Here is a 25,140-nt window from a genome sequence, read left to right as displayed (position 1 = left end):
GTGGGCGTTGTTGGACCGGCTATACCCTGTAGAGATTTCTATAGCCGTGCCGCCTTTATGAGGGTTACCCTCAATCTGTGACGTCGTCGCTGACAGCTACGCGTCGTTTCGGCGGAGGCATGGCCGTGCTGCTTCTCCGCGTGGTGTTCGCCATCGCTCGCCATGTTGCCGTTGGTATCGTAGCCCATCGCCAGCGTGCCGATAGTTGGCGGTATGTGTGGTACGATAAAACCCGAAAATCGTTCTCCGCATTTTTTTTAATGGCCGCCGCAAATTTATGGCTGCCATCGTTCTTCAACTAGACCTAGAGCACGTCCGGGGATCCATGAATCGATTGTGATGTGACGCGCTGGCTGATTTCTGATTCAACATCCGCTTTGACGGAGGTTGGTTATGGCCGGAGCGCTGAGCAGGGATTTGCGGTTGCGTGTCTTGAAAGCTGCGGATGAAGGGGCATCGGCCCGGCAGGCGGCAGCCCGGTTCGGTGTTGGAATATCGAGCGCGATCCGCTGGATCGCACGGGCGAAGATCGGCGAACGGACACCGCGCCCTCAAGGGCGACGGCGCGGCTCGCGCCTCGACGGATATTCAGACTTCATCGTCGGGATGATCGAGGAGCCACGGGTGGACATTCAAAAAAAGTCCGCACATGCACTGGAGCAGGATCGCCCCGATATCCTGAAGCGCCGTCGCGCCTGGTTCGACAGCCAGCCTGATCTCGATCCGGCCAAGCTGGTCTTCATCGATGAGACCGGCCTGTCGACCAAGATGGCGCGCCTGCGCGGACGTGCGCCCTGCGGCGAGCGCTGCCAGGCCGGTGTGCCGCACGGCCATTGGAAAACCACGACCTCCACCGGCGCGCTCCGGCTGACCGGCATGACCGCTCCCTTCGTCTACGACGGAGCCATGAACGGCAACGTGTTCCGCGCCTATGTCGAGCAGGTGCTGGTTCCCACGCTCGCCGCAGGCGATGTTGTCATCATGAACAACTTGCCCGCCCACAAGGCCGCCGGTGTGCGCGACGCCATCGAAGCGGCGGGCGCGAGCCTGTTCTACCTGCCGCCCTACAGACCCGACTTCAACCCCATCGAAAACGCATTCGCAAAGCTCAAAGCGTTGATGCGGGCAAGGGCCGAACGAACCATTTCGGCTCTTTGGAACGCCGCCAGTTCCATCATCGACCTGTTTACCCCCGCCGAATGCGCCAACTACTTCAGGGCTGCCGGATATGAACCGGATTAAACCGGACGTGCTCTAGCACTACATTGGCAGATTAATTTTGTGGCCTCGGATTTGGTTCTGACAATCAGACATCGGATTTGAGGCCAGTTGGAAAAGCGTACTCGCGAGAGCCGCGCGTTGCAAAGAGATCTGCCTGCCTACAGTTTGAGCGGGCACGCGATACCGGGGAAACGGTTCGCACACTTGGCCTGCCCGCAGATGGATCACTCCGTCGCCCCCGTCGCTCTCCGCGTTGGGGGAAGGTTCACAGGGCTCAATTCTCGGCGTTGATGGCCTGAAGGACTAGCACTACTTTGGCAGAACTGATTCTGCGGTTCTAATTTGCCCTTTGCAGTGGGGACACCGGATTGTCGTCATGGGTCTGGCGAGTGCGCTGATGACGGCTCGACGGATAGCAGGCAAGGTGGGCTCAGGCGGCCCCTTGCGTACTTGTCGCTTCTTTTTTTTCCCGCTTTGCAGTCTGCAGTCTCTGGTGCTGGAGGAAAGCATAGGCGATCATCGTCATCAGAGCGTGCCGATGTAGTCCTTGCCATGATCGGCCTTCGAAGTGGTCGAGGCCGAGTTCCTCTTTCATCTGCTGATGCGCTTGCTCACAAACCCATCTCGCCTTGATGGCGGCCGCCAGCGCTTTCAACGTGGCGTTAGCCGGCAAGTTGGACAGGTAGTATTTGCGCTCATCGTTTGATCGCCACTCGCCAACCAGCCAGGCTTCCTCGCCCGGCATGTGTTGCTGTCCCTTGTCGAGAATGCGCTGGGGCGTGCCGTCGGCGATCCGGATGCGCAATGCGGCAAAGCGTGCCGCGAGGCGGCCTTTCGTGCCACGGCGCCAACTGACCTTTTTCCAATTTGCAGGTGCTAACACCGTTTCGGCCGCAACCGACAGAATGTCGGGGATCGGATGCTTGCGTGGGCGACCATGACCGGAGATGGGAAAGATCAATTCGACATCATGGGGATAGACCTTTTGATGCTTGGGGATGCCGACCGCCCAGGTGAGGCCACGTCCACTTAGCCCCTGGCGGAAGGTCGCCGACAGGCCGTAGCCTGCGTCAGCCAGCACTGTGCCAAACCGGACACCAGCCGCGATCAACCGATCGATCTCGTTAAGAGCGATCTCCGGCTTCGTGCGAGATGTCCGCATGGCATCGGGAACCCCGGCCTTGGCCATCCGCTCCGTGTCGCTGGTCCAGCTCTCGGGCAAAAACAGACGCAAGCCAACCGGAACGGGAACCTCGTCTCGCGCAAGCGTCACCGACACCAGCGTCTGGCAATTTGCCCTCTTGCCCAGCATCGAAGCGTATTGCGGCGCGACCCCGACCGATTGGTCGCCTTTCTTGGGAAGGCCGGTATCATCGATCACCAGAAACGCATCTAACGCGCCAACGATCCTGTCCGCCTGCAGCGCAAGCTCGGTCTCAAGAGGAACAGCATTCCAAAGGCCATCGGAAATGAAATGGTGCAGGCGGTCGTACTGGCCTGGAGCAAACCGTTCCGCCATCGGCTCGATACTCTTGCGGTCACCGGGACCAATGAGCCCGGAGACGTAAAGAGGGCACATCTGTCGCCGCTTCTTGTGTCCGAGCTTGTCCAGAAATGGCTGCAAAAAGGTCGAAAGCTCCGTATCCCAATCTGCCATATCGCGCCCCCAACGAAGAGAGCACAAATCATCTCAAACCAGCCTTGCCCGAATCTGCCAAAGTAGTGTTAGGTAGGGGACTCATTTAAGCCACTGCGTTGCAAGAGCAACAAGGGCAATGGCGGCGAGATAGTGGACAGCGAGGCGGTCGTATCGCGTTGCGATGCGCTTCCAGTTCTTGAGTCTGCCAAACATGCGCTCAATGATGTTGCGACGCCTGTAGGCAGCCCGATTGAGCGGGTAAGTTACGTCACGACTCGCCCGCCCGGGGATGACGGCCTCGATCCCTCGTTGGTCGAGCCAAAGCCGCAGCCGATCGGCATCGTAGGCCTTGTCGGCGATCAGGCGGCGGGTCGGTGAGATAACTTCCAGCATGGGCTGGGCCATGGAGATGTCCGCGATGTTTCCTGGCGTCAGGGCGACGGCAACGATCCGGCCGCAAGTATCGGCCATACAATGGATTTTCGTTGTTCTCCCGCCACGCGAGACCCCGACCGCTTGCGTCCACTCCCCCCTTTTCCGCCGGATGCAGAGCGGTGGGCTTTCACATGAGAGCTGTCGAGCATCAGTTCATCAGGGATCGATCCGGCAGCGGCTACCTTGGCGAAGATGCGCTGCCAGATACCGCGCCGCGCCCATCGGGCATACCGGTTATAGATCGTTTTCGCCGGACCGTATTGCGGTGGCACGTCCCGCCAGCGCACACCCGTTTTCAGGATGTGCAGGATGCCACTGATGACACGTCGGTCATCCACCCGGGGTTTGCCCGGCTGGTTCTTCGGCAAGTGCGGCTCCAATGCCGCCCAGGCTTCATCCGATAGCCAGAAGAGATCGCGCATGGTTTCCTCCATGCCCCAAGACCCATTCCGAAACAGAATCATCCAATCTTGACAAGAATTTGAATAAGTCCCCTACCTAGCTCACCGACTCATAACTCCGCAACCTGATGCGGATTGAGACGAGTTGAATAGATGCGAGGAATTTGTCGTCGCGCTTGCAGTGCCGCAAGTCCGCACCGACTGCTCGCCTACCCGTGTGATGTCTTTGCGCTCGTCGATCAGGCCGACGATGAAAGTCTCATATGCATCGAGACTGGACGTGCATCGACCGCCCGGCTGGCGTGGCGTCAATTCGGCGGTCTTCGCCCGCGCGATCCAAGCCATGGAGATTGCTGCTCGCCGACACCAAGAACGATAAACGATCCGTGCACCAACGCCCTCAATTGCTGTAGTCGTTGCGTAGTTTCAGCTCGACAGAGCCACTACCCGCCAAGCAAACAACAACTGGCAGCACTGCTAATTGCGCAAGCGCTGCTGCAGAAACCGCCGGGCGAGGCGTCCGTAGGCAAAATGATAAGTCCGCAATATAATAAAAAGTGCTAACAGGGTAGTCGTTGTAAATAGGATCCAGAAAGTGGGACTGCCGATTGGTCCAGACGTGAAAAATGCTTGCCAGAGGTCCGCAATAGCCTGTCCGTAGACAGAAAGTGGGGCGAGGCCAAGGGCGGAAAACAAAGCCCCGCAAATCAGGAGTACTGTGGCGATAAGCGAGGTAAGGATGGCCAAGAGCAAGCTCGCGCCGGCCAGCTTAGAACGCTCCCTATCGGAGGGAACCCGGCCTTGGTCTGCAACAAACCGAGATGCGACAAATACAGCAGGAGTCACTATGAGCCCAATATTAATGCCCGTTGCAACCGTTCCAGAAACCTGGCCGACCCAGAACTCATAGCTCATACATACCGCAAACGCTGCAATAATGACGACAGCGTTTGTCACTGCAAAGATGAGATAGTACCGGCCTAAATGAATAGGATCATTCATTTGAAGCATTCGTAGCCTCGCGTCTTGTGTCATTCAACAATACTTGGTTGAACGTATCAAGCGTGCTCAGAGTGTGCAATTGGTACGGATACCTACAGCGAAGCACTAGGCGACACACCCATAAGCGAGGTTTCCAAGTGTGTGAGTTCGTGATCCCTTTCTGCGATCAGCAGGAGGCGGTGATGGCGGGTTTCGATCTGAGGGATTTCGAGTGGTCGGTGGTCAAGGCTTTGCTTTCCACGAAGGGCCGTGGGGTTAAGCAGGTAGACCACCGAACGGTGCTGAATGGCATCTTCTGGCGGTTGCGCACGGGTACGCCCTGGGCTGACAGTCCGGCGCGCTACGGCCCGCACACGACCTGTGTCAACCACTTCAACAGGGCCGGCCAGTAGGCTCGAATTCTCGAAGCCGTTTCAGCGGCTTACGACGGTGACGTACAGATGATCGACTCGTCTTCGATCCGCGTTCACCAGCACGCCGCCAATGGCCAGAAAAGACGAGCGACCCAACTGCATGGCTTGTTCGCGCGGCGGCCTGATCACCAAAGTCCACGCGCTTGTCGACGTCGAAGGCCGGCCGATCCGCCTCGAGATAACCGAGGGCCTCGCGTATGACGGACGACTCGGCCGTCGACATGTTCGATACGGTTGAAGTCGGGCACATTCTGCTCGCCGACCGCGCCTATGACAGCGATACTCTGCGCGCAGCAATGGCTGAGCGCAGAGCGTGGGGCAACATTCGCACCATGCCCCACCTTGTCAAAACCTTACCGTTCAGCCGATGGATATGCCGCCAGCGAAACGCGGTCGAGCGTTCTTCAATAAACTGAAGCACTTTAGAGCTGTCGCCACCCGATATGACAAGAGCGACCACAACTTCCTCGCATCCGTTCAACTTGTCCGAGCGACTGGATGTCATCCCGGCTCAGTTCAGAGTCATCGTCACTCGTCGCACCAAGTATGCCTGCCGCGTCTGCACCGGCCGCGTATCACAGGCTCCAGCACCTGCACGACTGATCCATGCTGGACCACCAAGAGAGGCGACCATCGGGCATGTGCTGGTGTCAAAGTGCGCGATCATCTGCCGCTCTATCGACAGGTACAGATCATGAGCCGACAGGGCATCAATCTTGATCGACCCACTCTTGCCGATTGGGTCGGTCGCGCGCATTCGAGCTTCGCCCGGTCTTCGACGCACTGATCGCAGACCTGAAGCGGTCGACGAAGCTGTTCATGGACGAGACCCGAGCACCGGCTCTCGATCCCGGTTCCCGCAAGACCAAAACCTGGTACTTCTGGGCGCTGGCTCGTCATGACCGACCGTGGAGCGAGCTGCGCCACCAAGTATGGCCTTCGCCTATGCTACATTCTGCATTTCAGAAGTGGTCGGTACGCGTCGGGGAGGCTGACGAGCTGCTTTCTGACCGCAATGCGGCACAATACATTGCGCCATTGTCACGCGCCCCTAACCAAGACTCGTCACGCGTGTCGAAATCCTGTCGGCCAGATCGCGGTCATGCGTGACGAACAGGACAGCCAGTCCAGTCTCCGCAACAATCTCCATGAGAAACGCCACTACATCCTTCTGGCTGACCGGATCGAGCCGCGACGTCGCTTCGTCGGCGAACAGGAAAGCCGGATCGAGCAGCAGGGCCCGCAGCAACGCAAAGCGCTGCAATTCGCCGCCGGATATCTCGTTCGGCAGGCGATCGAGGAGCGCATGCGTCAGGCGAAGGCGACTGGCCAGCGCCTCGACCGTCGACCAGTCCTTGCCGTGCAGGCGCACGAGATCCGTCAATCCCTTGCGGATCGTGTGGTGCGACGCAAAGGCTGCCGGCGGATCCTGGTAGAGTTTCTGGAACCGCAGCGGGGACAGCCCAGACTGTCGTTCAACGGTCCCCGCATCAGGTGCAGTCAGACCCAGGAGGATGTTGCCGACAGTCGTCTTGCCGCATCCGCTCGGCCCAAAGATCGATACGATTTCGCCGGCCGAGATCGCGATGTCGAGACCGGAAAATAGAACCTTCTCGCCGTACTTTTTCTCCAGGCCGCGGCCGGTGACGACCACGGATCCCGTGCCTCTCCGTGCATGGTCCCCCCATTGCGATGGCTCGGCGGCAAGAAGGGCTTTCGTATAGGCATGTTCGGGCGCCGGCAGCAGTCTTTTCGCCGGCCCATGTTCGATCAGTCTTCCATCGAGCATGATGCCGATCGTTCCACCGAGCGCTCTGGCGACGGCAACGTCATGGGTGATGGTCAACAGCAGTTTGCCGCCGTCCACCTCCTGCTTAAGCCGCGCCGTGACCGAATCCCGGAGGCCAGCGTCGAGCCCTTTGGTAGGCTCATCGGCAATCAGCAGTTCGGCATTGGTTGCATGGGCGATTGCGATCGCGACGCGCTGTCCCATACCGCCGGAAATCTGGAACGGATAGAGGCCGGCAGCGGCAGCAAGGGAGACATCGGCGAGATTGTCCTCGGCGGCCTTGTCGCTTTCTGGCGCAGCCCTCCCCTTCACGTAGCGATGCACCTCAGCCACCTGCGGCGACACGCGCATCGTCGGGTCGAGCGCCAGCCAAGGCTCCTGAGGCAGGAGGCTGATGCTGCGTCCCCATCGGCGACGGCGATCCGCATGGCTCTCAGACAGAAGATCCGCGCCCTTGAAGACCACCTGCCCCCTTGCCGCAAGCCCGACGGGCAGGTTTCCCATGATCGCCTGGGCGACGAGGGATTTTCCCGAGCCGCTTTCCCCGAGCAACGTCAGCGGGCGGCCCCGCCACAGCGAGAACGATATGCCCGAAACGATCTCGCCCTGCGGCGCAAAGATCGACAGGTTGGAAACCGAAAGATCGGCATTCATGTGAACGTTCATGCCCGATCTCCCTGGGCGAGCAGTTGAAGGGCGAGAACGAGCAGGAAAATCAACCCTGCAGGCAGCAAGACGTGCAGTGGAGCCTCGGTGTAATAGGGCATGAGTTCGACGATCAAACTGCCGAGTTCCGGCGTTGGCGGCTGGAGGCCGACACTGATCGCGCTCAGCGTCGAGACGGCGATGATGGCCGTCGCCATGGCGAAAGCCGCAAGCGTCGCAATCATCGGTCCGATAGCCGGCAGCACGTAATTGAGCAGAATGTAGCGCGAGCCAAAGCCCAGCATTTTCGCCGCCTCGATATGCGGCTGTGACAGTATGGTTCTCGTCGTCGCCTTGGTCACGCGGTAGAACTCGACCCACAAGGTGAGCGAGAGACCGAGGAACAACGGCCCGTAATTGCCCGGTGAGAAGGCCAGGAACAGCAGCACGAGCATAAGGCCGGGCAAGGCCAGGACGACCGTTGCGGCGAACTCCAGCGCACGCTCTTTCCAGGCGGCAAGAAGGCCGAGCAGGACACCGGGGATGGCGGCCGCCACCATGGTCAGGAACGCCAGGCCGAAGGACAGGCGCGCGCCGTGCGCCAGCCGTGCCAGGAGGCTGCGACCGTAGTGGTCGGCGCCCAGCAGGTAATCGTCGCCGATGGGTGCGAGGCTCGCGGCGAAATCCTGCTCGGCAGGATCGGCCGCAATGACCAGGGGGCCGATAATGGCGAAGCCGCCAAGCAGGATCAGCAGGGCCGCACCCACAAGACGAGTCTTGCTGATCCCGGCCTTCGGCGGTACATGGGCGATGTCGTTCAGGGTGCTCATGCGGTCCTCCCGGCGCGCGGATCGAGCCAAAGGCTGAGAAGGTCAACGATCGCTCCGATGACCACGAACATCAGTCCCATGGCCAAGGCGGTGCCCTGGACCATAGGAATGTCCCGTTCGACAATGGCATGCACCAAAGCGTGACCAATCCCCGGATAGGCGAACAGCGATTCAACGACCACGACGCCCTCGATCAGATAGATTGCCTGCAGGCCGAGATAGGAAACGATGGGAATCGCGGCGTTTCGCAGCCCATGGCGACGCACCACCACGGATTCGGGAAGCCCCTTGTAGCGGGCGAAGGCGAAATAGGGCGCACGGGCCACGGTGGCCACGGCATTGCGTGTCACCCGGCTCGACATGGCCGCGAGGCCGAGCGCGAGCGTCAGTGCCGGCAGCAGGATTTCCCGGGGCGAACCGAAGCCGGCCGGCGGGAGCCAACCGAGTTGCTTGGAGAAGACCAGCATGAGGATCAGGCCTAGAACGAAAGGCGGAATGGCACGGAATACCACCGCGCTAAGGAGACCGGCGCGATCGGCGGCACCACCCGGCTTGAGTCCCGCGAACAGGCCGGCGATCGGGCCGATCAGCAGGGACAGCAGGAGGGCAGCAAGCGCAAGCCAGACGGTGGCGCCGAGCTGAACCTGTAGCTCATGGGTGACTGCAACGCCCGTGACGAGGGAATGCCCGAGATCGAAGCGCAGGAGGTTGCCGAGCCATTCGAGCAACTGGACGAACCAGGGCCGATCGAGCCCCAGTTCCAGCCGCCCCTTCTCGGCGGCCTCGGCGATCCGCGCGTCCGGCCCGTAACGGCCGGCCGCGATCCGCATGGCCGCGTCGCCCGGCAGCACGCGCATGAGAATGAAGCACAAGGCTCCGACCACGATCGCTACGACGCCGGCCTGGAGCAAGCGCGCGAGGAGAAAGGTCTTCACCGCCCTGCCCGTCATTGCGCCCAACGGATCGACGAAAGACCGTAGTTCACTTCGAGCGGATCGATCGCGACGCCGGTAATCCGCTTGCTGGAGACGATCGCGAGTTCAGACCAGGTGACCGGTATGCTCGGCAGTTCCTGTTGCAGGATCTCGACGGCGCGGGTCTGCAGCAGCGCACGGGTGTTCGGATCACTCGTCGCCGCGAGCTTTTCGACAATGCTCTGCATTTCCGGGTTGTCCCATCCCATCGAGCCCCAGTCGCTGCCACCCTTGCCGTAGTCCTGCAACAGGGTGCCGACCGGATCGGGTACGATCGAAAAGAGGCGGGAGATCAGCCCCATTTCCAGCGTGCCGTCCTTGTGGCGGGCGGGAATTTCCGAGCTGTTGGCGACGGAGACCTTCGCCTCGATCCCGACCTGGCGAAGCTGGGCTTGCAACGCGGTCGCGATCGGCGGCAGCTCAGGCCAGCTCGCATAGGTCAGCATGGTCACGCTGAACCGTTTGCCGTCCTTTTCCAGAATGCCGTCGCTGCCCGGCGTCCAGCCGGCCGCCGCCAGGAGCGCCTTGGCCTTTTCCACATCCCGCTCAAGCGGCTCAACGCCGGAGACGTTCCAGCCCTTCATCGCCGGTGGAAAGAGTTGCGTCGCAGCAAGATCGGGATTGCGCAGGATGACCTTGGTGACGCCCACGCGGTCGATCGCCGCGCTGATCGCCTGCCGCTCCTCGATCTGGTCGAAGAAGGGCGAGGCGGCGTTCACCTTGAGGATGCGGGTGCGCGGAATGGTGGCGATCTGAACGTCGAGCTTGGCATTCTGCTTCAGACGGTCGACGGAAACCGGCAGCATGGAGAAGACCAGATCAGCCTCCCCGCTCTCGGCCATCAGCGCACGGGTTTCGCCTTGCCCGACGGCAAGGTAGTTCACTTCCTCGATGCCGGGCTTGCCGCCCCACCAGGCGCCGGAAGCGGCAAGTTCAAGCCGCGCCGGCGGCGTCAGGGCCTTAACCTTGTAAGGACCGGACCCGACGATCTGCACGACCTTGCCCGCTGCATCGAAGGACGAGGGAGCCAGAACAATCGTGCTGAAATGCACGAGATAAGCGGGCAAGGCGGAAAACGGCTTGCTCAGCGTGATCCGGACGGTATCGCCCTCGCTTGCGATCTCGGCAATCGGCGCCTGCGAGAGCACACCGACCCCGGCGAGCGACCGCTTGAGGCTTGCAGCGGCCGTTTCCGCGGTGACGGGCGTTCCGTCGTGAAAAACAGCATTGCCGCGAAGCGTGAAGGTCCAGATCAGGCCGTCGTCCGAAACGCTCCATTTTTCAGCGAGGCCAGGGACGAGCACGCCCTCTTTATCGGTCGTGACGAGTGTTTCTGCGACTTGCAGCCGGCTGAAGACGTAGCCCGTCTGCGCCGGCTCGATGCCGGTGACTTCCCATGGCCCAGCGACCTTCAGCGCCTCGGCACTGGCGTGGCCCGCAGGAATGGCAACTCCGAGTGCCAGCGTGAACAGAAGCGCCTTCATGATACGCATCGTACTCTCCCCTTTCGAGTGGATAAGCTTTGTATGGGTCAATCCAAGCCCGCAGCCGGGACGGAAAGGACCAGCTCGACGTCATCTTTGGTGACATCGAGCATGGTCTTGTGGATGGAAACCTGATGGGTCTTGCCGCCGTGCATGACGAGGATGACGGTCTCCCTCGGCGGGCAACCGGGCAGCGTGCAGGAAAGCTCGCTGACGGAAACGACCGCGTCGTCCGGAAGGGCGCCAATCGCCCGCGTCCATTCCTTGATCGCGCGCGCCTTGGCGACGACGCCGGACGCGCCGCGCGCCAGCGGGTTTGCGGATGCCCCAGTCATGCCCACCTCGACTTCCGTTTCGAGCCATGCGGCGCGAGCACCTCGAAAAGCTCGCGAATTTGTTCCAGCGGCATGTTCTGGCCGATGAGGACGACACGGCTTGACCGGTCGCCGTCCGGCCACGCGCCAAGGCGCGCGGTCGGGTAGAGCCGATGCTGCACGGCGTGCGCGACAACAGGATGGTCGAGGTCATCGGTGACCGCGAAGAGCCCCTTCAACCTGAGAAGGCCTGAGTGGATGTTCGACGTGACGATGTGCAGGAAGGTTTGCAGCGCCTGCGGATCGAGCGGCACGTCATGGGTCAGCGAAACGGCCACGACCCGATCGTTGTGGCGGTTGGGGTCGTGACGATGCTGCGGATGCGACCGCAAGGCCTCCATGGCAAGCCAGCCGGGCACATCCTCGGCCTTGCCCTGGATGGAATAGGCGCCAGCGCCGATCAGAGCGGGGAGATCGAAACCGGATGCGTGGCGATCGTGGACGACCGCGGCGGGATTGAGGTCGAGCAGATCCTCCGCTGACAGCGTCTGCTCTTGCGCGATATCCGTCTTGGTCAGGACAATCTTTTCCGCGAAGGCAAGCTGTTTCCAGCACTCCATGTGGGCGTTTAGGGTCGAGCGGCCGGCAATGGCGTCGAAGGTCGCAATCACGTCGGACAGGTAGAATTGTCGCGCAACGATATGGTCGCGCAAGCCCATTGCCGGCGCGCCGCCCGGAATGAGGCTGTTGATGATCGGGGCGGGATCGGCAAGCCCCGTCGTCTCGATCACCACACGCGAGACCGGCGGGATTTCGCCGGTAAGGCGCGCCTCGTGCAATTCGTAGAGCGAAACGCGGATGTCGCTCGTCGCCGTGCAGCAGATGCAGCCGGTTGTCGTTCGAAAATAGGCCTCGCGCCCGGTTCGCACGAGGCCATGGTCGATCGCAACCGCCCCGAATTCGTTGACGATCACGGCCGTGCCCGTCATGCGCGGATCGCCGAGAATATCGTTGAGCAATGTAGTCTTGCCCGAGCCGAGAAAGCCGGTCAGCAGAGTTACGGGCACGGGATCATAGATCCTCTTCATATCGCTCCCTGCGACGATGCGCTCAGGCCGGCGCTTTTTGAAGACGCTGCCAAACATGTCCTGGTCGCTCCGTCTGAGGTCCAATTGCGTGAAGAGTGGCCTGCCCGACCGATGGCCGGGCAGGCATGAAGGGTCAGCTTCCGAGGATCGCCGACTTCATGGTCTCGACGTTGTATTTGAACATGTCGATATAGGTGGATGCCGGGCCGTCCGGGCCGGACAGGGCATCGGAATAGAGCGTGCCGCCGACTTTCAATCCGGTCTCCGTGGCAATCTGCTCGACGAGGCGCGGATTGGTGATGTTCTCGACGAAGATCGCCGAGGCCTTGTCTTCCTTGACCTGGTCGACGAGCTTGGCGACATCCGCTGCGGAAGCATCGGCTTCCGTCGAGACACCCTCGGGCGCCAGGAACTTCAGGCCGTATTCGTGCTCGAAGTAGCCGAACGCATCATGCGACGTGATGATCGTGCGCTTGTCCGCAGGAATGGTGTCGATCGTCGACTTGACCTCGGTCTCGAGATCGGCGAGTTGATTGAGATAGGCTTCGGCATTGGCCGTGTACGTGGCGCAGCCGGCCTTGTCCGCCTCGCAGAAGGCGTCCGCTATGTTCTTCACATAGATCTCGGCATTGTGGATCGACTGCCAGGCGTGCGGGTCGAACTCACCGTGATGATGGTGGCCCTCATGGCCATCATCGTGGTCATGGCTGCCTTTTGCGTGCTTTGCCTTTTCATGATCGTGATTGTGGCCCGCTTCTTCTTTTTCTTCACCGCCGTGATGGTGCTCGTGCCCCTCTTCCTCGTTCTTGAGGGGTTCGATACCCTTGCTCACCTCCACGATCGACGCCTTCGTGCCGCTCGTCTCGATGAGGCGGGACATGAAGCCCTCGAATTGCAGACCGTTGACGAGAACAACGTTCGCGCCTTCGAGTGACGCGGCATCTGCTGGACGGGGCTCATAGACATGGGCATCGCCATCCGGACCAACGAGGGTAGAAATCTCGACACGATCCCCGCCAACATTTTTGGCGAGATCCGCGATGATCGAGAAGCTCGCGACGGCCTTGAGCTCGGCCGCGGATGCGCCTGTGAGGCCACCAAGGACCAGAAGGCTCGTGCAGGTGGCAATACGTAGGGTCCTGAACATGGAAGGGCTCCTTGTGTTGATCAGGCTGATTTATGGCGGCCGGAGACGAGGATGTTCGTCAGAATTCCGCGGCGACCCACCAGGGCGGAGACAGTGTAGAAAGCGCCGGCGACGAAGATGATCGCCGGACCTGATGGCAGTGAGGCGTGGTAGGAGAGGAGAAGTCCGCCGATGGACGACGCCACCGCGATCGCGATTGCGATGAGGCAAAGACTGCGGACATCGTTCGACCAGAAGCGAGCCCCAACCGCCGGCAGCATCATCAATCCGACGGACAGAAGCGTGCCGAGCGCCTGGAAGCCGCCGACGAGATTGAGCACGACGAGAACGAGGAACAAGAGATAGACCGGGCCGCCGATCCGGCTCACCGAGCGCAGAAACAACGGATCGAGGCACTCGGCGATCAGCGCCCGCCAAAAGATGGCAAGGGCGCCGAGGGTGAAGATCGCAATGCCGCCGATGAGCGACAGCGCCTCGTCGTTCAAGGCCAGTACGGAGCCGAACAGCACGTGCATGAGGTCGACGCTCGACCCGCGCCACGAGACCAGCAGAACCCCGACCGCAAGCGAGATCAGATAGAAGGCCGCCATAGAGGCGTCCTCCTTCTGGATCGTCATGCGCGACACAAGGCCAGACCCAAGGGCCACGAGCAGGCCGACGACAAGGCCGCCGATGGTCATCGGCAGGATGTCGAGACCGAAGAGCAGGAATCCGAGCGCCGCACCTGGCAGGATCGCATGCGCCATGGCATCGCCGGTCAGACTCATGCGCCGCAGCATCAGAAACACGCCGACGGGCGCGCAGCTGATCGACAGGACGATCGAGCCGAACAGCGCACGCTGCATGAAGCCGTATTGCAGAAAGGGCGAGAACAGCCACTCAACCATGGGCCGCCCTTCTCTGGTGGTCCGCATGATCGTGGTCATGATCATGGACGCTCGCGACATCGCACCAGCCGGCCTCGTCATCCCAGGCCTCGTGGAAATCGCGGGCACGGGAGAGGTTGTCCGGGCTGAGAACCTCCGGCGTCGACCCCAATCCGACAAGCCGGCGGGCGATCAGCAACGTCTGCGGGAAATGCGCGCGCACCAGCGCATGGTCGTGAAGAACGCAGAGCACCGTCCGGCCTTCGGCGGCCCATGCCTTGATCAGAGCGGTTAGATCCCGGATCGTCCGCTCGTCGACGGCGTTGAACGGTTCGTCAAGCAGGATCAAGTCCGCGTCCTGGAGCATGGTGCGGGCAAACAGGGCCCTTTGCATCTGCCCCCCGGACAGGCTGTCGAGAGGACGCGCCTCGAAACCCGACAAGCCGACAGCGTCGAGGCAGCGCGTGAGATCGGCCCTGTCCTCTCGCTTCGTGCGCCCTAGCAGGCCGCGCCTTTGCCACAGGCCCATCGAGACAAGATCGATCACCCGCGCCGGGAAACTGCGGTCGAGCTCCGACTGCTGCGGAAGGTAAGCGAGCCGTCCGGCAGTCGACCGGCACTGGCCACCAATCGGCTTCAAGATACCCGCGATACCCTTCATGAGCGTCGACTTGCCGGACCCGTTGGCGCCAACGACTGCCGTAAGAGAGCCGCGTTTCACCATACCGGAGAGGTGGTGAACGGCCGCACGGCCGTGATAGCCGAGGGTCAGATTGTCGAAGCGCAGGCAGGTATCGGTCATGGCCACTCCGGGGTTGACACCGACTGGATAGGTAATGTTATTACGTTCGTCAAATGGAAAGTAATGTAATAACGTTTTTCATTGAGTGAGGCGTCTTTCCAACCGGAACAGGGAAAGAGAGCGCCGCCCGATTGTTATGTTAGCGCGTTTCGACACCCGGAAAGGATCCCAGATGGGCTTGAACCAAACCCGTAGTCGCCTGATGGCTGCCGCAGCCCTTACGCTCGCCTTGGCTGCGCCTCATGCGTTTGCCGACGATCACGAGACGAAGGAAGCGTGGCGGCTGTTCGTCGCCGACCACACACAACCCGTCGTGCGCGCAATCGGTCTGGAAAGCGGCAAGGAACTCGGACGCTATGATCTCAAGGGCTATGCGGCGCTGACGACAAGCGCCTCAGGTCGCACTATTTTCGCCGCACAGGGCGAGGCGGGCGTCATCCACGCGATCAGCACCGGCATCGATTTCTCCGACCACGGCGATCACCGCGACCTGGAAGTCTCGGACCCCACGCTTCTGCCCATAACCTTCGAGGGCGAACGGCCTGCCCATGTCGTTTCACATGGCGGCGAAGTGGCGCTGTTCTATGACCGGGGTGGCAAGGCCGAGATCGTTCAGGAAGACGCGCTTCTCGAAGGCAAAGCGGACATCCGCACGGTCGACACGACTGCGCCGCATCACGGAGTGGCTGTGACGATGGGCCGATATGTCCTCGTCTCCGTTCCCGACACGAAGGCGGAGGTGAAGCCCGACGCGCTGCCGCCCCGCATAGGCCTGAGGGTTCTCGACGAAAACGGCCAGCAGGTGGGCGAGGTCGCCACCTGCACCGACCTGCACGGCGAGGCGACCTCGGCGAGGCTCGTCGCCTTCGGCTGCAAGGAAGGCGTGCTCGTCGCCCGGCCGGGCGGCCTCGACGGTCCAAAACTCGAGATGCTGGCCTATTCCGAGAGCCTGCCCGAGGGGTATACCGGCACCCTTCTCGGCGGCAAGGCCATGCAGTTCTTCCTCGGCAACTACGGTGAGGACAAGGTCGTGCTGATCGATCCCGACAGCAAGGAGCCTTACCGCCTCGTAGAGCTTCCGACCCGGCGTGTGGACTTCGCGCTCGACCCGGCCAATCCACGCAATGCATACATCCTCACCGAGGACGGATTCCTGAGTGTTCTGGATGTGGTCAACGGCGAAATAGACCGCCATTCAAGAGTGACGGTACCCTACAGCAAGGACGGCCATTGGCGTGACCCCCGCCCGCGCCTTGCCGTTGCCGACGGCCAGATCGCGATCACGGACCCCCGGCATTCACTCGTCCGCATCATCGACCCGGAAACGTTGAAGGAAGAACGCACCATTCCTGTTGGAGGCCAGCCTTTCTCGATCGTCGCCGTTGGCGGCTCTGGCGCATCGCACTAAAGGTTGAAGCGGTGGCCCGGCCCAAATCCAGGGGTCCGGACCACCCACCTGTTCTCGGAGATGGCAATGTCGCAGATGGCTCAACCGCACGAACTGAAGCTGACGAAGAACCAGGGCCTCGTCCTCTCTGTACTGGAATCGTCCGGACAGCCGCTCAGCGCCTACACCATTCTCGATCGCTTGCGCGGCCAAGGCCTGAAAGCGCCGTTGCAAGTCTACCGCGCCCTCGAAAAGCTCCTGGAACATGGGCGGGTGCATCGCCTGGAAAGCATGAATGCCTTCGTCGTCTGTTGCCATTCCCGGCAGGGGCAGATTCATCCCCGCATCACGGCGTTCGAGATCTGCGAGGCCTGCGGCAAAGTCAATGAGTTCCATGATCGAAAGGTCGAGGATGCATTGGTTAAGTACGCCAGAAGCAGCGGCTTCAAAATCCGGGCCACCACAATAGAAGTTCACGGACTATGCGCTAACTGCCACTGATCCGGATATAAAACGCAGTATAGACGTTTTTCACAGCAAAATGTTATGTTATATCATAAAAGGGAAACTGAATGGCAAAAAAACTCCCCGTCACCGTCCTCTCCGGCTTCCTCGGCGCCGGCAAGACGACGCTGCTCAACCACATCCTCGCCAATCGCGACGGACTGCGCGTTGCGCTCATCGTCAACGACATGAGCGAGGTCAACATCGATGCCGCGCTGGTGCGTGATGGCGGCGCCAATCTTTCGCGCACGCAGGAACAACTTGTCGAGATGACCAATGGCTGCATCTGTTGCACGCTCCGTGACGACCTGCTGACGGAGGTGCGGGCGCTCGCAGAGCAGGACCGCTTCGACTATCTGCTCATCGAATCGACCGGCATTGCCGAACCGCTTCCCGTTGCCGCCACATTCGATTTCCGCGACGAGAACGGGATGAGCCTCTCCGACGTCGCCAGGCTCGACACGATGGTGACGGTGGTCGATGCCGCCAATCTCCTGAAGGATTACAGCTCGGCCGATTTCCTCCGTGATCGCGGCGAGACTGCCGGCGATGGCGACGATCGGACGTTGGTCGACCTGCTGGTAGAGCAGATCGAGTTCGCCGATGTCGTAGTGCTGAACAAGATCGGGATAGCCACACCCGACGAGCGGGACGCCGCGTGCAAGATCATCGTTTCGCTCAATCCGGACGCCAGGCTCATCGAAGCCGACTTCGGCAAGGTCGACCTGAAAGATGTGCTCGGAACAGGTCGCTTCGACTTCGAGAAGGCCGAGCAGCATCCGCTGTGGTTCAAGGAACTTCACGGTTTCAAGGACCATGTCCCCGAAACAGAGGAATACGGCATCCGCTCCTTCGTCTACCGCGCGAAACGGCCATTCGACCCCATGCGGTTCCAGAGCTTCATCGACCGCTCCTGGCCCGGCGTCGTTCGGGCAAAGGGCTTCTTCTGGCTGGCGACACGGCCGCATTACGTGGGCGAGATCAGCCAGGCGGGAGCACTCGTGCGCACCGGAAAAATGGGGCTGTGGTGGTCATCCGTACCGAAGGAGCAATGGCCGAGCGATTCCGGCTTTACCCGGATGATGCAACCCTATCTAGACCCCGTCTGGGGGGATCGCCGGCAGGAGATCGTCTTCATCGGCGCCGACCCCATGGACGAAGCGAAAATTCGCGCGGAACTCGACGCCTGCCTGATCGACGGCGATACGTTCAAGCCGGAATTGTGGCGCAATCTCGCGGATCCGTTTTCAAGCTGGGATCGGCGGGCCGCGTGAGGCCGCCGCTTGACAGGCATTCCGATCGGCCCCTATCTGGGGGCCGACGGTTCCCGAGGCAAAGCCGGAGGGATAAATAGGGAACACGGTGAGGACGACCCGAACGGGGCCGAAACCGTGGCTGCCCCCGCAACTGTAAGCGGTGAGGTCTTGTCATATCTGCCACTGGTCCAACGACCGGGAAGGCCGGCAAGCCCTTCGACCCGCGAGCCAGGAGACCTGCCGTCATCCGACACAGCAACCGGACGGGGTGTGCCGGGGAGCGTTGTGACGCCTTCCCGCTTCATCGCGCGATGGCCGATCATCCTTCTCCAGCGCCCTTTCGCCGAAGGATGACATGACCGAAACGCCTGCCGCCTACGCCATCGTCGTGTGCAGCCTCTGCCGGGCCGGCGCAGCCGCGTCGGACCGTACGGCCCGTCTTGCGCTCCATGCGACCGCCGGCGGCTTTCGCGTCGATACCGTGGCCTGCCTTGCGGGTTGCGAGCGGCCGCTCGCTGTCGCCTTCACCGCCGCCTCAAAGGCCACATTCCTCTTCGGCGACATCGATCCGGCAAGGGACGTGGACGCCCAGCTGGCCCTCGGGCGCCAGTACCGCGACCTTCCGGACGGTTGGTGCAACGAGGGCCAGCGGCCGGCCGGACTGCGCGGCAAGACGCTCGCCCGCATCCCGCATATCGGAGGGCTCGCCGGATGAGCGGCTGCGTCCTTTCCGCGCAAGGGCTAACCTACGAGATCCGCTCCGGCGACCGCCTTCTCGGCGGCGTGTCGCTCGACGTCAAAGCGTGCGACCGCCTCGCCATCATCGGCCCGAACGGCGCGGGCAAGACCACGCTGCTGCGCATGCTCGCCGGCACGCTGAAACCCACCACCGGGACCGTGAACCTGTTCGGCACACCGCTTGACGCAATGCGTCCCGCCGAACGCGCCCGCGTGGTCGCCGTGGTCGGGCAGGCGGACCAGCCCGACCATCGCATATGCGTGCGCGACTATGTGGCCCTCAGCCGCATACCGCACGCGGCACGCCGACCGGGCCCGGAGGAGGCCGCCATCATCCGGAACGCGCTCGAGCGAACGGAATTGCTTTCCCTTGCCGGTCGCGAAATGGGATCGCTTTCGGGCGGTGAGCGGCAGCGGGCGCAGATCGCACGCGCGCTTGCCCAGGAGCCGCGCATCCTCTTCCTCGACGAGCCGACGAACCATCTTGATCCCCGCGCCCGCGGCGCGCTTCTCGCGCTGGTGGCAGACCTCGGCCTCACTATCGTTGCGGTTCTGCACGACCTTCACCTTGTGTCAGGCTTTGCCACGCGGATCGCGGTGCTGAAGCAGGGCGCGCTTGTCGCCTGCGGGCCGGTGGAGGAGACGCTCGACCGGCATGTCGTGCGCGATGTCTTCGGCATCGATCTCTTGCGCCTGCCCCATCCGCACGAGGACCGCCAGCTTACCATCTTCGACATCCCTCTCACCCGCAGCACCGGAGCCTCTCCATGAAACGCCTGATCCTCGCCTCCCTCTTCTCGCTGGCGGCCTCTGCCGCCCTCGCCTTCCCCGTCACGGTCGATAGCTGCGGCACGCCGGTGACCTTCGACGCCGCACCGAAGCGAGCGGTGATCCACGACATCAACATGGCCAAGATGGCCTTCGCGCTCGGCCTTCAGCCTTCCATCGTCGGCGTGACCGGCATCACCGGCTGGTACAAGACCGACGACGCGTACAAAAAGGAGCAGGGCTCGATCCCCGAACTCGCCCCCAAATATCCAACGATGGAGAACCTCGTCGCCGCAGATCCGGACTTCTTCTTCGCCGGCTGGTATTAGGGCATGAAGCCTGGCGGCGAGGTGACGCCCGACACGCTCGCCGGCAACGACATCAAGACGCTGGTTCTCACCGAAAGCTGCGTCCATCTGCAAAAAGATCGGGCGGCAGCCTCGATGGACCTGCTCTACGCCGACATGGAAAAGCTCGGCAAGATCTTCGGCAAGGAGGCCGAGGCGAACGCGCTCGTCGAAGGCTGGAAGGCGCAGCTCGTCGATGTCGAGAAGAAGGTCGGCGACAGGAGTGGCACCCGCGTGTTCCTCTACGATTCCGGGAGCGACAAGCCGTTCACCGCGGGCAAATACGCCATCACCACGGCGATGATCACGGCGGCCGGCGGCAAGAACATCATGGAGGACATGGAGACGAGCTGGGGCAATACGGACTGGGAAACCGTCGCCGCCCGCAATCCCGAGTTCCTCGTCCTGCTCGATTACCAGGACGGCAGCGGCTACGCAAAGCTCCTCGACTTCCTGAAGGCACACCCCGCCATGAAGGAGACGAACGCCGTGAAGAACGAGCGCTTCGTAGCGTTGCGCTACGAAGAACTGACGCCCGGCCCCGACAATATCACGGCCATAGACAAGATCGCCAAGGCGCTCCACCCGGAAGCCTTCTGATCGTGCCGCATCGTTTCGTCATCGGCGCCGCGGCGGCCCTTCTCGCCATCGCGGCGCTGGCTGCGGCCTCGGTCGTCTACGGGTCGACCGTCATCCCGTTTGCCGATGTCGTCACATCGCTCGCCCGCGCGCTGGGATTTGCTTCCGGCGATGCGGGGCCGATCGACCGGATCGTGGTAGGCCTTCGCCTGCCGCGCGCGATCCTCGCGATCGCGGTTGGCGCGGGGCTCGGCGTGATCGGCCTCCTGCTCCAGACCGTCACGCGCAACGACCTCGCCGACCCCTTCCTCTTCGGCCTCTCGGCCGGGGCGGCAGCGGGCGCGGTCGCGGTCATCACGCGGATCGGCGACCGCATCGGCGTCTTCACCCTGCCGCTTGCCGCCTTCGTCGGCGGCATGTGCGCAACCGCCGTCGTCCTCATCCTCATCCGCCGAACGCAAGGCTATGGGCCGGAGCGCCTCATCCTCGCGGGCCTTGCCGTATCGTTCCTGTTGTAGTCCTTGCCATGATCGGCCTTCGAAGTGGTCGAGGCCGAGTTCCTCTTTCATCTGCTGATGCGCTTGCTCACAAACCCATCTCGCCTTGATGGCGGCCGCCAGCGCTTTCAACGTGGCGTTAGCCGGCAAGTTGGACAGGTAGTATTTGCGCTCATCGTTTGATCGCCACTCGCCAACCAGCCAGGCTTCCTCGCCCGGCATGTGTTGCTGTCCCTTGTCGAGAATGCGCTGGGGCGTGCCGTCGGCGATCCGGATGCGCAATGCGGCAAAGCGTGCCGCGAGGCGGCCTTTCGTGCCACGGCGCCAACTGACCTTTTTCCAATTTGCAGGTGCTAACACCGTTTCGGCCGCAACCGACAGAATGTCGGGGATCGGATGCTTGCGTGGGCGACCATGACCGGAGATGGGAAAGATCAATTCGACATCATGGGGATAGACCTTTTGATGCTTGGGGATGCCGACCGCCCAGGTGAGGCCACGTCCACTTAGCCCCTGGCGGAAGGTCGCCGACAGGCCGTAGCCTGCGTCAGCCAGCACTGTGCCAAACCGGACACCAGCCGCGATCAACCGATCGATCTCGTTAAGAGCGATCTCCGGCTTCGTGCGAGATGTCCGCATGGCATCGGGAACCCCGGCCTTGGCCATCCGCTCCGTGTCGCTGGTCCAGCTCTCGGGCAAAAACAGACGCAAGCCAACCGGAACGGGAACCTCGTCTCGCGCAAGCGTCACCGACACCAGCGTCTGGCAATTTGCCCTCTTGCCCAGCATCGAAGCGTATTGCGGCGCGACCCCGACCGATTGGTCGCCTTTCTTGGGAAGGCCGGTATCATCGATCACCAGAAACGCATCTAACGCGCCAACGATCCTGTCCGCCTGCAGCGCAAGCTCGGTCTCAAGAGGAACAGCATTCCAAAGGCCATCGGAAATGAAATGGTGCAGGCGGTCGTACTGGCCTGGAGCAAACCGTTCCGCCATCGGCTCGATACTCTTGCGGTCACCGGGACCAATGAGCCCGGAGACGTAAAGAGGGCACATCTGTCGCCGCTTCTTGTGTCCGAGCTTGTCCAGAAATGGCTGCAAAAAGGTCGAAAGCTCCGTATCCCAATCTGCCATATCGCGCCCCCAACGAAGAGAGCACAAATCATCTCAAACCAGCCTTGCCCGAATCTGCCAAAGTAGTGCTAGTGAAATTCATTGCTTTGGCAGCAGATTTATTTCTGCAACGACAGCGAGTAACGGGTATGCCGACGTTCACCCGTACGCATGAGGACACCAATCTCCACGAGCTGCTGTAGGTCGCGTGTCGCTGTTGCGCGTGATGTGTTTGTGATCGAGATGTAGTTTTCTGCACTTAGGCCGCCCTTGAAGCCTGCTGTACCTTCCTTGAAGATGCGCGCGACCACCTTTTCCTGCCGCTCGTTCAGGCGATCTCTAAAACGGTCGTAGAATTTTGCTTTCTGAACGAAGAAATCTATGCGCTCAAGCGTTGCGCGTTGAGCATCCAGGATCGTCTCTGAAAAGAAAATAACCCAATCGGTGATATCAAGCGTGCGTTGGTGCCGCTCAAGCTCGGAATAGTAGGACTTCCGGCTCTTCTCGATCGTAAAGGCGAGGGAAATGAGGCTTGGTTGCCCAATGTTTTGTGCCAGGGATTTTTCGGCGAGCGCGCGCCCAATTCGACCGTTGCCATCCTCGAACGGATGGATGCTTTCAAAGTAAAGATGGCCTACCGCTGCACGCGTCAAAGCTTGAAGTGGCGTCTGTCCACTTGGCCTGGATTGATTGAACCATGTGATGAAGGTCTCCATCTCAATGGCAGCCTGACGAGACGGAGGAGCCTCGAAATGGATTGTGGGCTTATCCAATCGACCTGACACGATCTGCATGGCGTCTTCATGCTTGCGGTAAGCACCAATCGTTTCAATGTATCGATTTCCGGCCATCAACATTGAGTGCCAGTGGAACAATCCCTCATGCCGCAGCGGCACCTGCCAGTTTCGATAGACATCCGCCATCATCTCGGCGATCCCCCGCTCTTGGGGACGAACCTGTCTATCATCGGCGTTGAGCCCGAACTGCCGGCGGAGTGATGACTGGACACTTACGCGGTCCAGAAACTCACCCTCGATCTCTGAGGTCTTAACCGCCTCGTCGCTTAGCAACTCAATGCGAAGTTGGTTGCTGTCATCCTCGTTGAAATGCCGAACGGCACCAATGACCTCGCCGGCGGACTGCAGGAATTTTTGCTCCAACGGTACCAGACTTGCAGCGTCGTACCTGAAATTTGGCCAGTCGGCATTCTGCCAGTTCCATTTCATGAGCTATAGCCAGCCTTTCTATAGCTCATGGATATTGCCATAAATGAGCTATTGCAAGTCCATCTATCGCTCAGCACCGCATCTGTATCTTTTGGTCTAAGCAGCAGCGATCAAAAGACCGCCAACCTACCTTGAACATATTTTGTTAAAGCTCGCCTCATATTCCCGCTCGCCCTCGGCATTGGCGCCGAGAGAAACGGAATGAGCATGACCAAAAACGTAAGCGGCAAGCTGAGGCCGTTCAGGCTCCATAGTTCCACGGCATGAGTGCCTCGAGATCGCTGCTGGGCCAGCCGTTGGCGATGCGCTGGAGGGTCTGGGTGAGCCAGGCCTGCGGATCGACGTTGTTCATCTTCGCCGTCTGAAGGAGCGTGGCGATTGTCGTCCAGGTCCTTCCGCCGCCGTCGCTGCCAGCGAAGAGACTGTTCTTTCGCGTAATTGTCTGGGGCCTGATGGCGCGCTCAACGATGTTGGAGTCGAGCTCGATACGGCCGTCGGTGAGGAAGCGCTCGAAGATGGCGCGACGCGAGGTTGCATAGCGGATCGCCTCGGCGAGCTTCGACTTGCCGGAGATCCGCGGCAGGGTCTTCTGCCAGAGGGCGAAGAGCTCTGTGACAACCACAGAAGATGTCGCCTGACGTGCCGCGACGCGCGCGTCAGGGCTGTGGCCCCGGGCCGATTCTTCCACCTGCCAGAGCTTCGCCATCAGCTCCACCGTCTCGGTGGCGATCCTAGAGCTGTCCGAAGCGTGTAGCTCGTAGAACTTGCGCCTGCTGTGGGACCAGCAGCCGGCCAGTGTTACGCCGTCATTGCCGCCGTCAGATCGCGCGAGCTTGTTGTAAGCGGCATACCCGTCGACCTGCAGAATACCGGGCGATGTCACGGTAACGCCTTGTGATGAGCGGCTGCGATAGATGCCCGTTCATGAACACCTCGCCAGTCAGCTATAAGCGCCATCGCTTCCCACCCCAGATCATCGCCCATACGGTCTGGCTCTACTTTCGGTTTCCGCTGAGCCTGCGCCTTGTCGAGGAATTGCTGCTGGAGCGCGGCATTGCCGTCTCCCATGAAACGATCCGCCGCTGGGGAATGAAGTTCGGCCCGGATTATGCGCGTCGCCTTCGCCGAAAGAAGCCCAGCGGGAACGATGTGTGGCATCTGGACGAGGTCGTCATCACCATTGCCGGCAGGAAAAACTGGCTATGGCGGGCCGTCGATCAGGACGGGTATGTGCTTGACGAAATCGTCCAGAACCGCCGCAACACCAAGGCCGCCAGGCGATTGCTGATCCGTCTGCTGAAGAAGCAGGGTATCGCACCGAAGCGGATGATCACTGACAAGTTGCGCTCTTATGGAGCAGCCCAACGACAGATCATGCCGCATGTCGAACACCGATCCCACAAGGGTCTGAATAACCGGGCCGAGAATTCTCATGTGCCGCTGCGAAAACGGGAGCGGATAATGCAAGGCTTCCGATCACCGGGAGGCCTTCAGCGCTTCGTCTCTGTTTTCTCCGCTGTCCGTAACCTCTTCGTCCCACCCCGCTCACAACGCTCCGCATTCCAAACCCGGGCTCACCACATCCTCGCGCTCGTAGAATGGAAAGCTGCGGCCGGAGCCATGGCCTGAGAACAATCCCCAAGGCACAGCGTCTCCTATGCATCCGAAGTCAGGT

21 protein-coding genes, 6 pseudogenes and 1 riboswitch are annotated in these 25,140 nt (G+C 61.3%); of the genes and pseudogenes, 12 read left to right on the top strand and 15 right to left on the bottom strand.

Features of this window, described 5'->3' with window-relative positions; translation table 11 throughout:
* The first annotated feature begins 119 nt into the window (after positions 1-119).
* Positions 120-302, top strand: a complete 183-nt coding sequence (locus tag BSY16_RS32895; RefSeq protein ID WP_286157383.1) for a hypothetical protein — start codon at positions 120-122, stop codon at positions 300-302.
* A gap of 91 nt (positions 303-393) precedes the next feature.
* Positions 394-1,242, top strand: a complete 849-nt coding sequence (locus tag BSY16_RS23485) for an IS630 family transposase (RefSeq protein ID WP_083243085.1) — start codon at positions 394-396, stop codon at positions 1,240-1,242.
* A 316-nt stretch (positions 1,243-1,558) separates the two neighbouring features.
* Here BSY16_RS23485 and BSY16_RS23480 read toward each other — a convergent pair.
* From BSY16_RS23480 to BSY16_RS23470, 3 genes and pseudogenes are all read right to left on the bottom strand, one after another.
* Positions 1,559-2,878, bottom strand: a pseudogene (locus tag BSY16_RS23480) (IS701 family transposase).
* Between the two features lie 81 nt (positions 2,879-2,959).
* A protein-coding gene (locus BSY16_RS31640) for an IS5 family transposase (RefSeq protein WP_502696026.1) occupies positions 2,960-3,717 on the bottom strand; the annotation gives its coding sequence in 2 pieces (ribosomal slippage) (positions 2,960-3,391 and positions 3,394-3,717; 756 coding nt in all).
* A 456-nt stretch (positions 3,718-4,173) separates the two neighbouring features.
* Positions 4,174-4,707, bottom strand: a complete 534-nt coding sequence (locus BSY16_RS23470; RefSeq protein WP_069062256.1) for an ABZJ_00895 family protein — start codon at positions 4,705-4,707, stop codon at positions 4,174-4,176.
* 173 nt (positions 4,708-4,880) lie between these two features.
* Between BSY16_RS23470 and BSY16_RS31635 the strand changes: the two are divergent.
* Together BSY16_RS31635 and BSY16_RS31630 are read left to right on the top strand one after the other, a co-directional pair.
* Positions 4,881-5,598 (top strand): annotated as a pseudogene (locus tag BSY16_RS31635) (IS5 family transposase); the annotation flags it as partial.
* Positions 5,591-6,061: pseudogene (locus BSY16_RS31630) on the top strand (transposase); the annotation flags it as partial. The pseudogenes BSY16_RS31635 and BSY16_RS31630, both read left to right, overlap by 8 nt.
* Positions 6,062-6,162: 101 nt before the next feature.
* Here BSY16_RS31630 and BSY16_RS23450 read toward each other — a convergent pair.
* The 9 genes from BSY16_RS23450 to aztA all read right to left on the bottom strand — a co-directional run bounded on the left by BSY16_RS23450 (position 6,163) and on the right by aztA (position 15,050).
* Positions 6,163-7,566: an ABC transporter ATP-binding protein gene (locus tag BSY16_RS23450; RefSeq protein WP_150130113.1), complete on the bottom strand. Its 1,404-nt coding sequence runs from the start codon at positions 7,564-7,566 to the stop codon at positions 6,163-6,165.
* Positions 7,563-8,375, bottom strand: coding sequence for an ABC transporter permease (locus BSY16_RS23445; protein WP_069062253.1), 813 nt, complete (start codon positions 8,373-8,375; stop codon positions 7,563-7,565). The genes BSY16_RS23450 and BSY16_RS23445 overlap by 4 nt, the downstream gene beginning before the upstream one ends.
* Complete coding sequence (locus BSY16_RS23440) at positions 8,372-9,310, bottom strand: ABC transporter permease (RefSeq protein WP_150130112.1); 939 nt, start codon at positions 9,308-9,310, stop codon at positions 8,372-8,374. Before BSY16_RS23440 ends, BSY16_RS23445 begins: the two co-directional genes overlap by 4 nt.
* An 11-nt stretch (positions 9,311-9,321) precedes the next feature.
* Complete coding sequence (locus BSY16_RS23435) at positions 9,322-10,842, bottom strand: ABC transporter substrate-binding protein (RefSeq protein WP_069062251.1); 1,521 nt, start codon at positions 10,840-10,842, stop codon at positions 9,322-9,324.
* Positions 10,843-10,880: 38 nt separating this feature from the next.
* A complete protein-coding gene (locus BSY16_RS23430) occupies positions 10,881-11,168 on the bottom strand; it encodes a hypothetical protein (RefSeq protein ID WP_069063664.1) in 288 nt (95 codons plus the stop codon).
* A complete protein-coding gene (locus tag BSY16_RS23425; RefSeq protein ID WP_083243221.1) occupies positions 11,165-12,235 on the bottom strand; it encodes a CobW family GTP-binding protein in 1,071 nt (356 codons plus the stop codon). The genes BSY16_RS23430 and BSY16_RS23425 overlap by 4 nt, the downstream gene beginning before the upstream one ends.
* Before the next feature lie 133 nt (positions 12,236-12,368).
* Positions 12,369-13,382: a zinc ABC transporter substrate-binding protein AztC gene (gene aztC, locus BSY16_RS23420; RefSeq protein WP_069062249.1), complete on the bottom strand. Its 1,014-nt coding sequence runs from the start codon at positions 13,380-13,382 to the stop codon at positions 12,369-12,371.
* A 20-nt stretch (positions 13,383-13,402) separates the two neighbouring features.
* Positions 13,403-14,269, bottom strand: coding sequence for a zinc ABC transporter permease AztB (gene aztB, locus BSY16_RS23415; protein ID WP_069062248.1), 867 nt, complete (start codon positions 14,267-14,269; stop codon positions 13,403-13,405).
* Entirely contained in the window at positions 14,262-15,050 is a 789-nt protein-coding gene (gene aztA, locus BSY16_RS23410; protein ID WP_069062247.1) for a zinc ABC transporter ATP-binding protein AztA, read from the bottom strand. The genes aztB and aztA overlap by 8 nt, the downstream gene beginning before the upstream one ends.
* Before the next feature lie 172 nt (positions 15,051-15,222).
* On the opposite strand from aztA, the gene aztD reads away from it, so the two are divergent.
* From aztD to BSY16_RS23375, 7 genes and pseudogenes are all read left to right on the top strand, one after another.
* Positions 15,223-16,458, top strand: a complete 1,236-nt coding sequence (gene aztD / locus BSY16_RS23405; protein WP_069062246.1) for a zinc metallochaperone AztD — start codon at positions 15,223-15,225, stop codon at positions 16,456-16,458.
* A 75-nt stretch (positions 16,459-16,533) separates the two neighbouring features.
* Positions 16,534-16,938, top strand: coding sequence for a Fur family transcriptional regulator (locus BSY16_RS23400; RefSeq protein ID WP_069063663.1), 405 nt, complete (start codon positions 16,534-16,536; stop codon positions 16,936-16,938).
* 71 nt (positions 16,939-17,009) lie between these two features.
* The gene (gene zigA, locus BSY16_RS23395; RefSeq protein ID WP_069062245.1) at positions 17,010-18,215 is read left to right on the top strand and encodes a zinc metallochaperone GTPase ZigA; all 1,206 of its coding nucleotides are present in this window, start codon (positions 17,010-17,012) and stop codon (positions 18,213-18,215) included.
* Between the two features lie 30 nt (positions 18,216-18,245).
* A riboswitch (cobalamin riboswitch) is annotated at positions 18,246-18,456 on the top strand.
* 96 nt (positions 18,457-18,552) lie between these two features.
* A complete protein-coding gene (locus tag BSY16_RS23390; protein WP_069062244.1) occupies positions 18,553-18,912 on the top strand; it encodes a DUF1636 family protein in 360 nt (119 codons plus the stop codon).
* A complete protein-coding gene (locus BSY16_RS23385) occupies positions 18,909-19,706 on the top strand; it encodes an ABC transporter ATP-binding protein (RefSeq protein WP_069062243.1) in 798 nt (265 codons plus the stop codon). Before BSY16_RS23390 ends, BSY16_RS23385 begins: the two co-directional genes overlap by 4 nt.
* Positions 19,703-20,650: pseudogene (locus tag BSY16_RS23380) on the top strand (ABC transporter substrate-binding protein). The gene BSY16_RS23385 and the pseudogene BSY16_RS23380 overlap by 4 nt, the downstream one beginning before the upstream one ends.
* Before the next feature lie 2 nt (positions 20,651-20,652).
* Entirely contained in the window at positions 20,653-21,147 is a 495-nt protein-coding gene (locus tag BSY16_RS23375; protein ID WP_353652402.1) for an iron chelate uptake ABC transporter family permease subunit, read from the top strand.
* Here BSY16_RS23375 and BSY16_RS31625 read toward each other — a convergent pair.
* From BSY16_RS31625 to tnpC, 3 genes and pseudogenes are all read right to left on the bottom strand, one after another.
* A pseudogene (locus tag BSY16_RS31625) lies at positions 21,139-22,260 on the bottom strand (IS701 family transposase); the annotation flags it as partial. The gene BSY16_RS23375 and the pseudogene BSY16_RS31625 overlap by 9 nt on opposite strands.
* Positions 22,261-22,358: 98 nt before the next feature.
* On the bottom strand, positions 22,359-23,465 hold the full coding sequence (locus BSY16_RS23370) for a Fic family protein (protein ID WP_069062242.1): 1,107 nt from the start codon (positions 23,463-23,465) through the stop codon (positions 22,359-22,361).
* Between the two features lie 241 nt (positions 23,466-23,706).
* A pseudogene (tnpC, locus tag BSY16_RS23365) lies at positions 23,707-24,336 on the bottom strand (IS66 family transposase); the annotation flags it as partial.
* A 53-nt stretch (positions 24,337-24,389) separates the two neighbouring features.
* Here tnpC and BSY16_RS23360 point away from each other — a divergent pair.
* Positions 24,390-25,094, top strand: a complete 705-nt coding sequence (locus BSY16_RS23360; protein ID WP_069061916.1) for an IS6 family transposase — start codon at positions 24,390-24,392, stop codon at positions 25,092-25,094.
* Positions 25,095-25,140 lie beyond the last annotated feature (46 nt).

It is taken from the genome of Sinorhizobium sp. RAC02 (assembly GCF_001713395.1).
Taxonomy (GTDB): domain Bacteria; phylum Pseudomonadota; class Alphaproteobacteria; order Rhizobiales; family Rhizobiaceae; genus Shinella.
The sequence above is the reverse complement of the archived record's forward strand: the minus strand, read 5'-3'. Positions and strand labels throughout refer to the sequence as shown.

Bases quoted from the DNA above. Each gene is read 5' to 3' on its own strand.
- BSY16_RS23470 (WP_069062256.1), bottom strand. From the start codon at position 4,707: ATGCTTCAAATGAATGATCCTATTCATTTAGGCCGGTACTATCTCATC.
- BSY16_RS23370 (WP_069062242.1), bottom strand. From the start codon at position 23,465: ATGAAATGGAACTGGCAGAATGCCGACTGGCCAAATTTCAGGTACGAC.
- BSY16_RS23430 (WP_069063664.1), bottom strand. From the start codon at position 11,168: ATGACTGGGGCATCCGCAAACCCGCTGGCGCGCGGCGCGTCCGGCGTC.
- BSY16_RS23360 (WP_069061916.1), top strand. From the start codon at position 24,390: ATGAACACCTCGCCAGTCAGCTATAAGCGCCATCGCTTCCCACCCCAG.
- BSY16_RS23425 (WP_083243221.1), bottom strand. From the start codon at position 12,235: ATGAAGAGGATCTATGATCCCGTGCCCGTAACTCTGCTGACCGGCTTT.
- zigA (WP_069062245.1), top strand. From the start codon at position 17,010: ATGGCAAAAAAACTCCCCGTCACCGTCCTCTCCGGCTTCCTCGGCGCC.
- aztB (WP_069062248.1), bottom strand. From the start codon at position 14,269: ATGGTTGAGTGGCTGTTCTCGCCCTTTCTGCAATACGGCTTCATGCAG.
- BSY16_RS23485 (WP_083243085.1), top strand. From the start codon at position 394: ATGGCCGGAGCGCTGAGCAGGGATTTGCGGTTGCGTGTCTTGAAAGCT.
- aztA (WP_069062247.1), bottom strand. From the start codon at position 15,050: ATGACCGATACCTGCCTGCGCTTCGACAATCTGACCCTCGGCTATCAC.
- BSY16_RS32895 (WP_286157383.1), top strand. From the start codon at position 120: ATGGCCGTGCTGCTTCTCCGCGTGGTGTTCGCCATCGCTCGCCATGTT.
- aztC (WP_069062249.1), bottom strand. From the start codon at position 13,382: ATGTTCAGGACCCTACGTATTGCCACCTGCACGAGCCTTCTGGTCCTT.
- BSY16_RS23445 (WP_069062253.1), bottom strand. From the start codon at position 8,375: ATGAGCACCCTGAACGACATCGCCCATGTACCGCCGAAGGCCGGGATC.
- BSY16_RS23435 (WP_069062251.1), bottom strand. From the start codon at position 10,842: ATGCGTATCATGAAGGCGCTTCTGTTCACGCTGGCACTCGGAGTTGCC.
- BSY16_RS23385 (WP_069062243.1), top strand. From the start codon at position 18,909: ATGAGCGGCTGCGTCCTTTCCGCGCAAGGGCTAACCTACGAGATCCGC.
- BSY16_RS23450 (WP_150130113.1), bottom strand. From the start codon at position 7,566: ATGAACGTTCACATGAATGCCGATCTTTCGGTTTCCAACCTGTCGATC.
- BSY16_RS23390 (WP_069062244.1), top strand. From the start codon at position 18,553: ATGACCGAAACGCCTGCCGCCTACGCCATCGTCGTGTGCAGCCTCTGC.
- BSY16_RS23400 (WP_069063663.1), top strand. From the start codon at position 16,534: ATGGCTCAACCGCACGAACTGAAGCTGACGAAGAACCAGGGCCTCGTC.
- aztD (WP_069062246.1), top strand. From the start codon at position 15,223: ATGGGCTTGAACCAAACCCGTAGTCGCCTGATGGCTGCCGCAGCCCTT.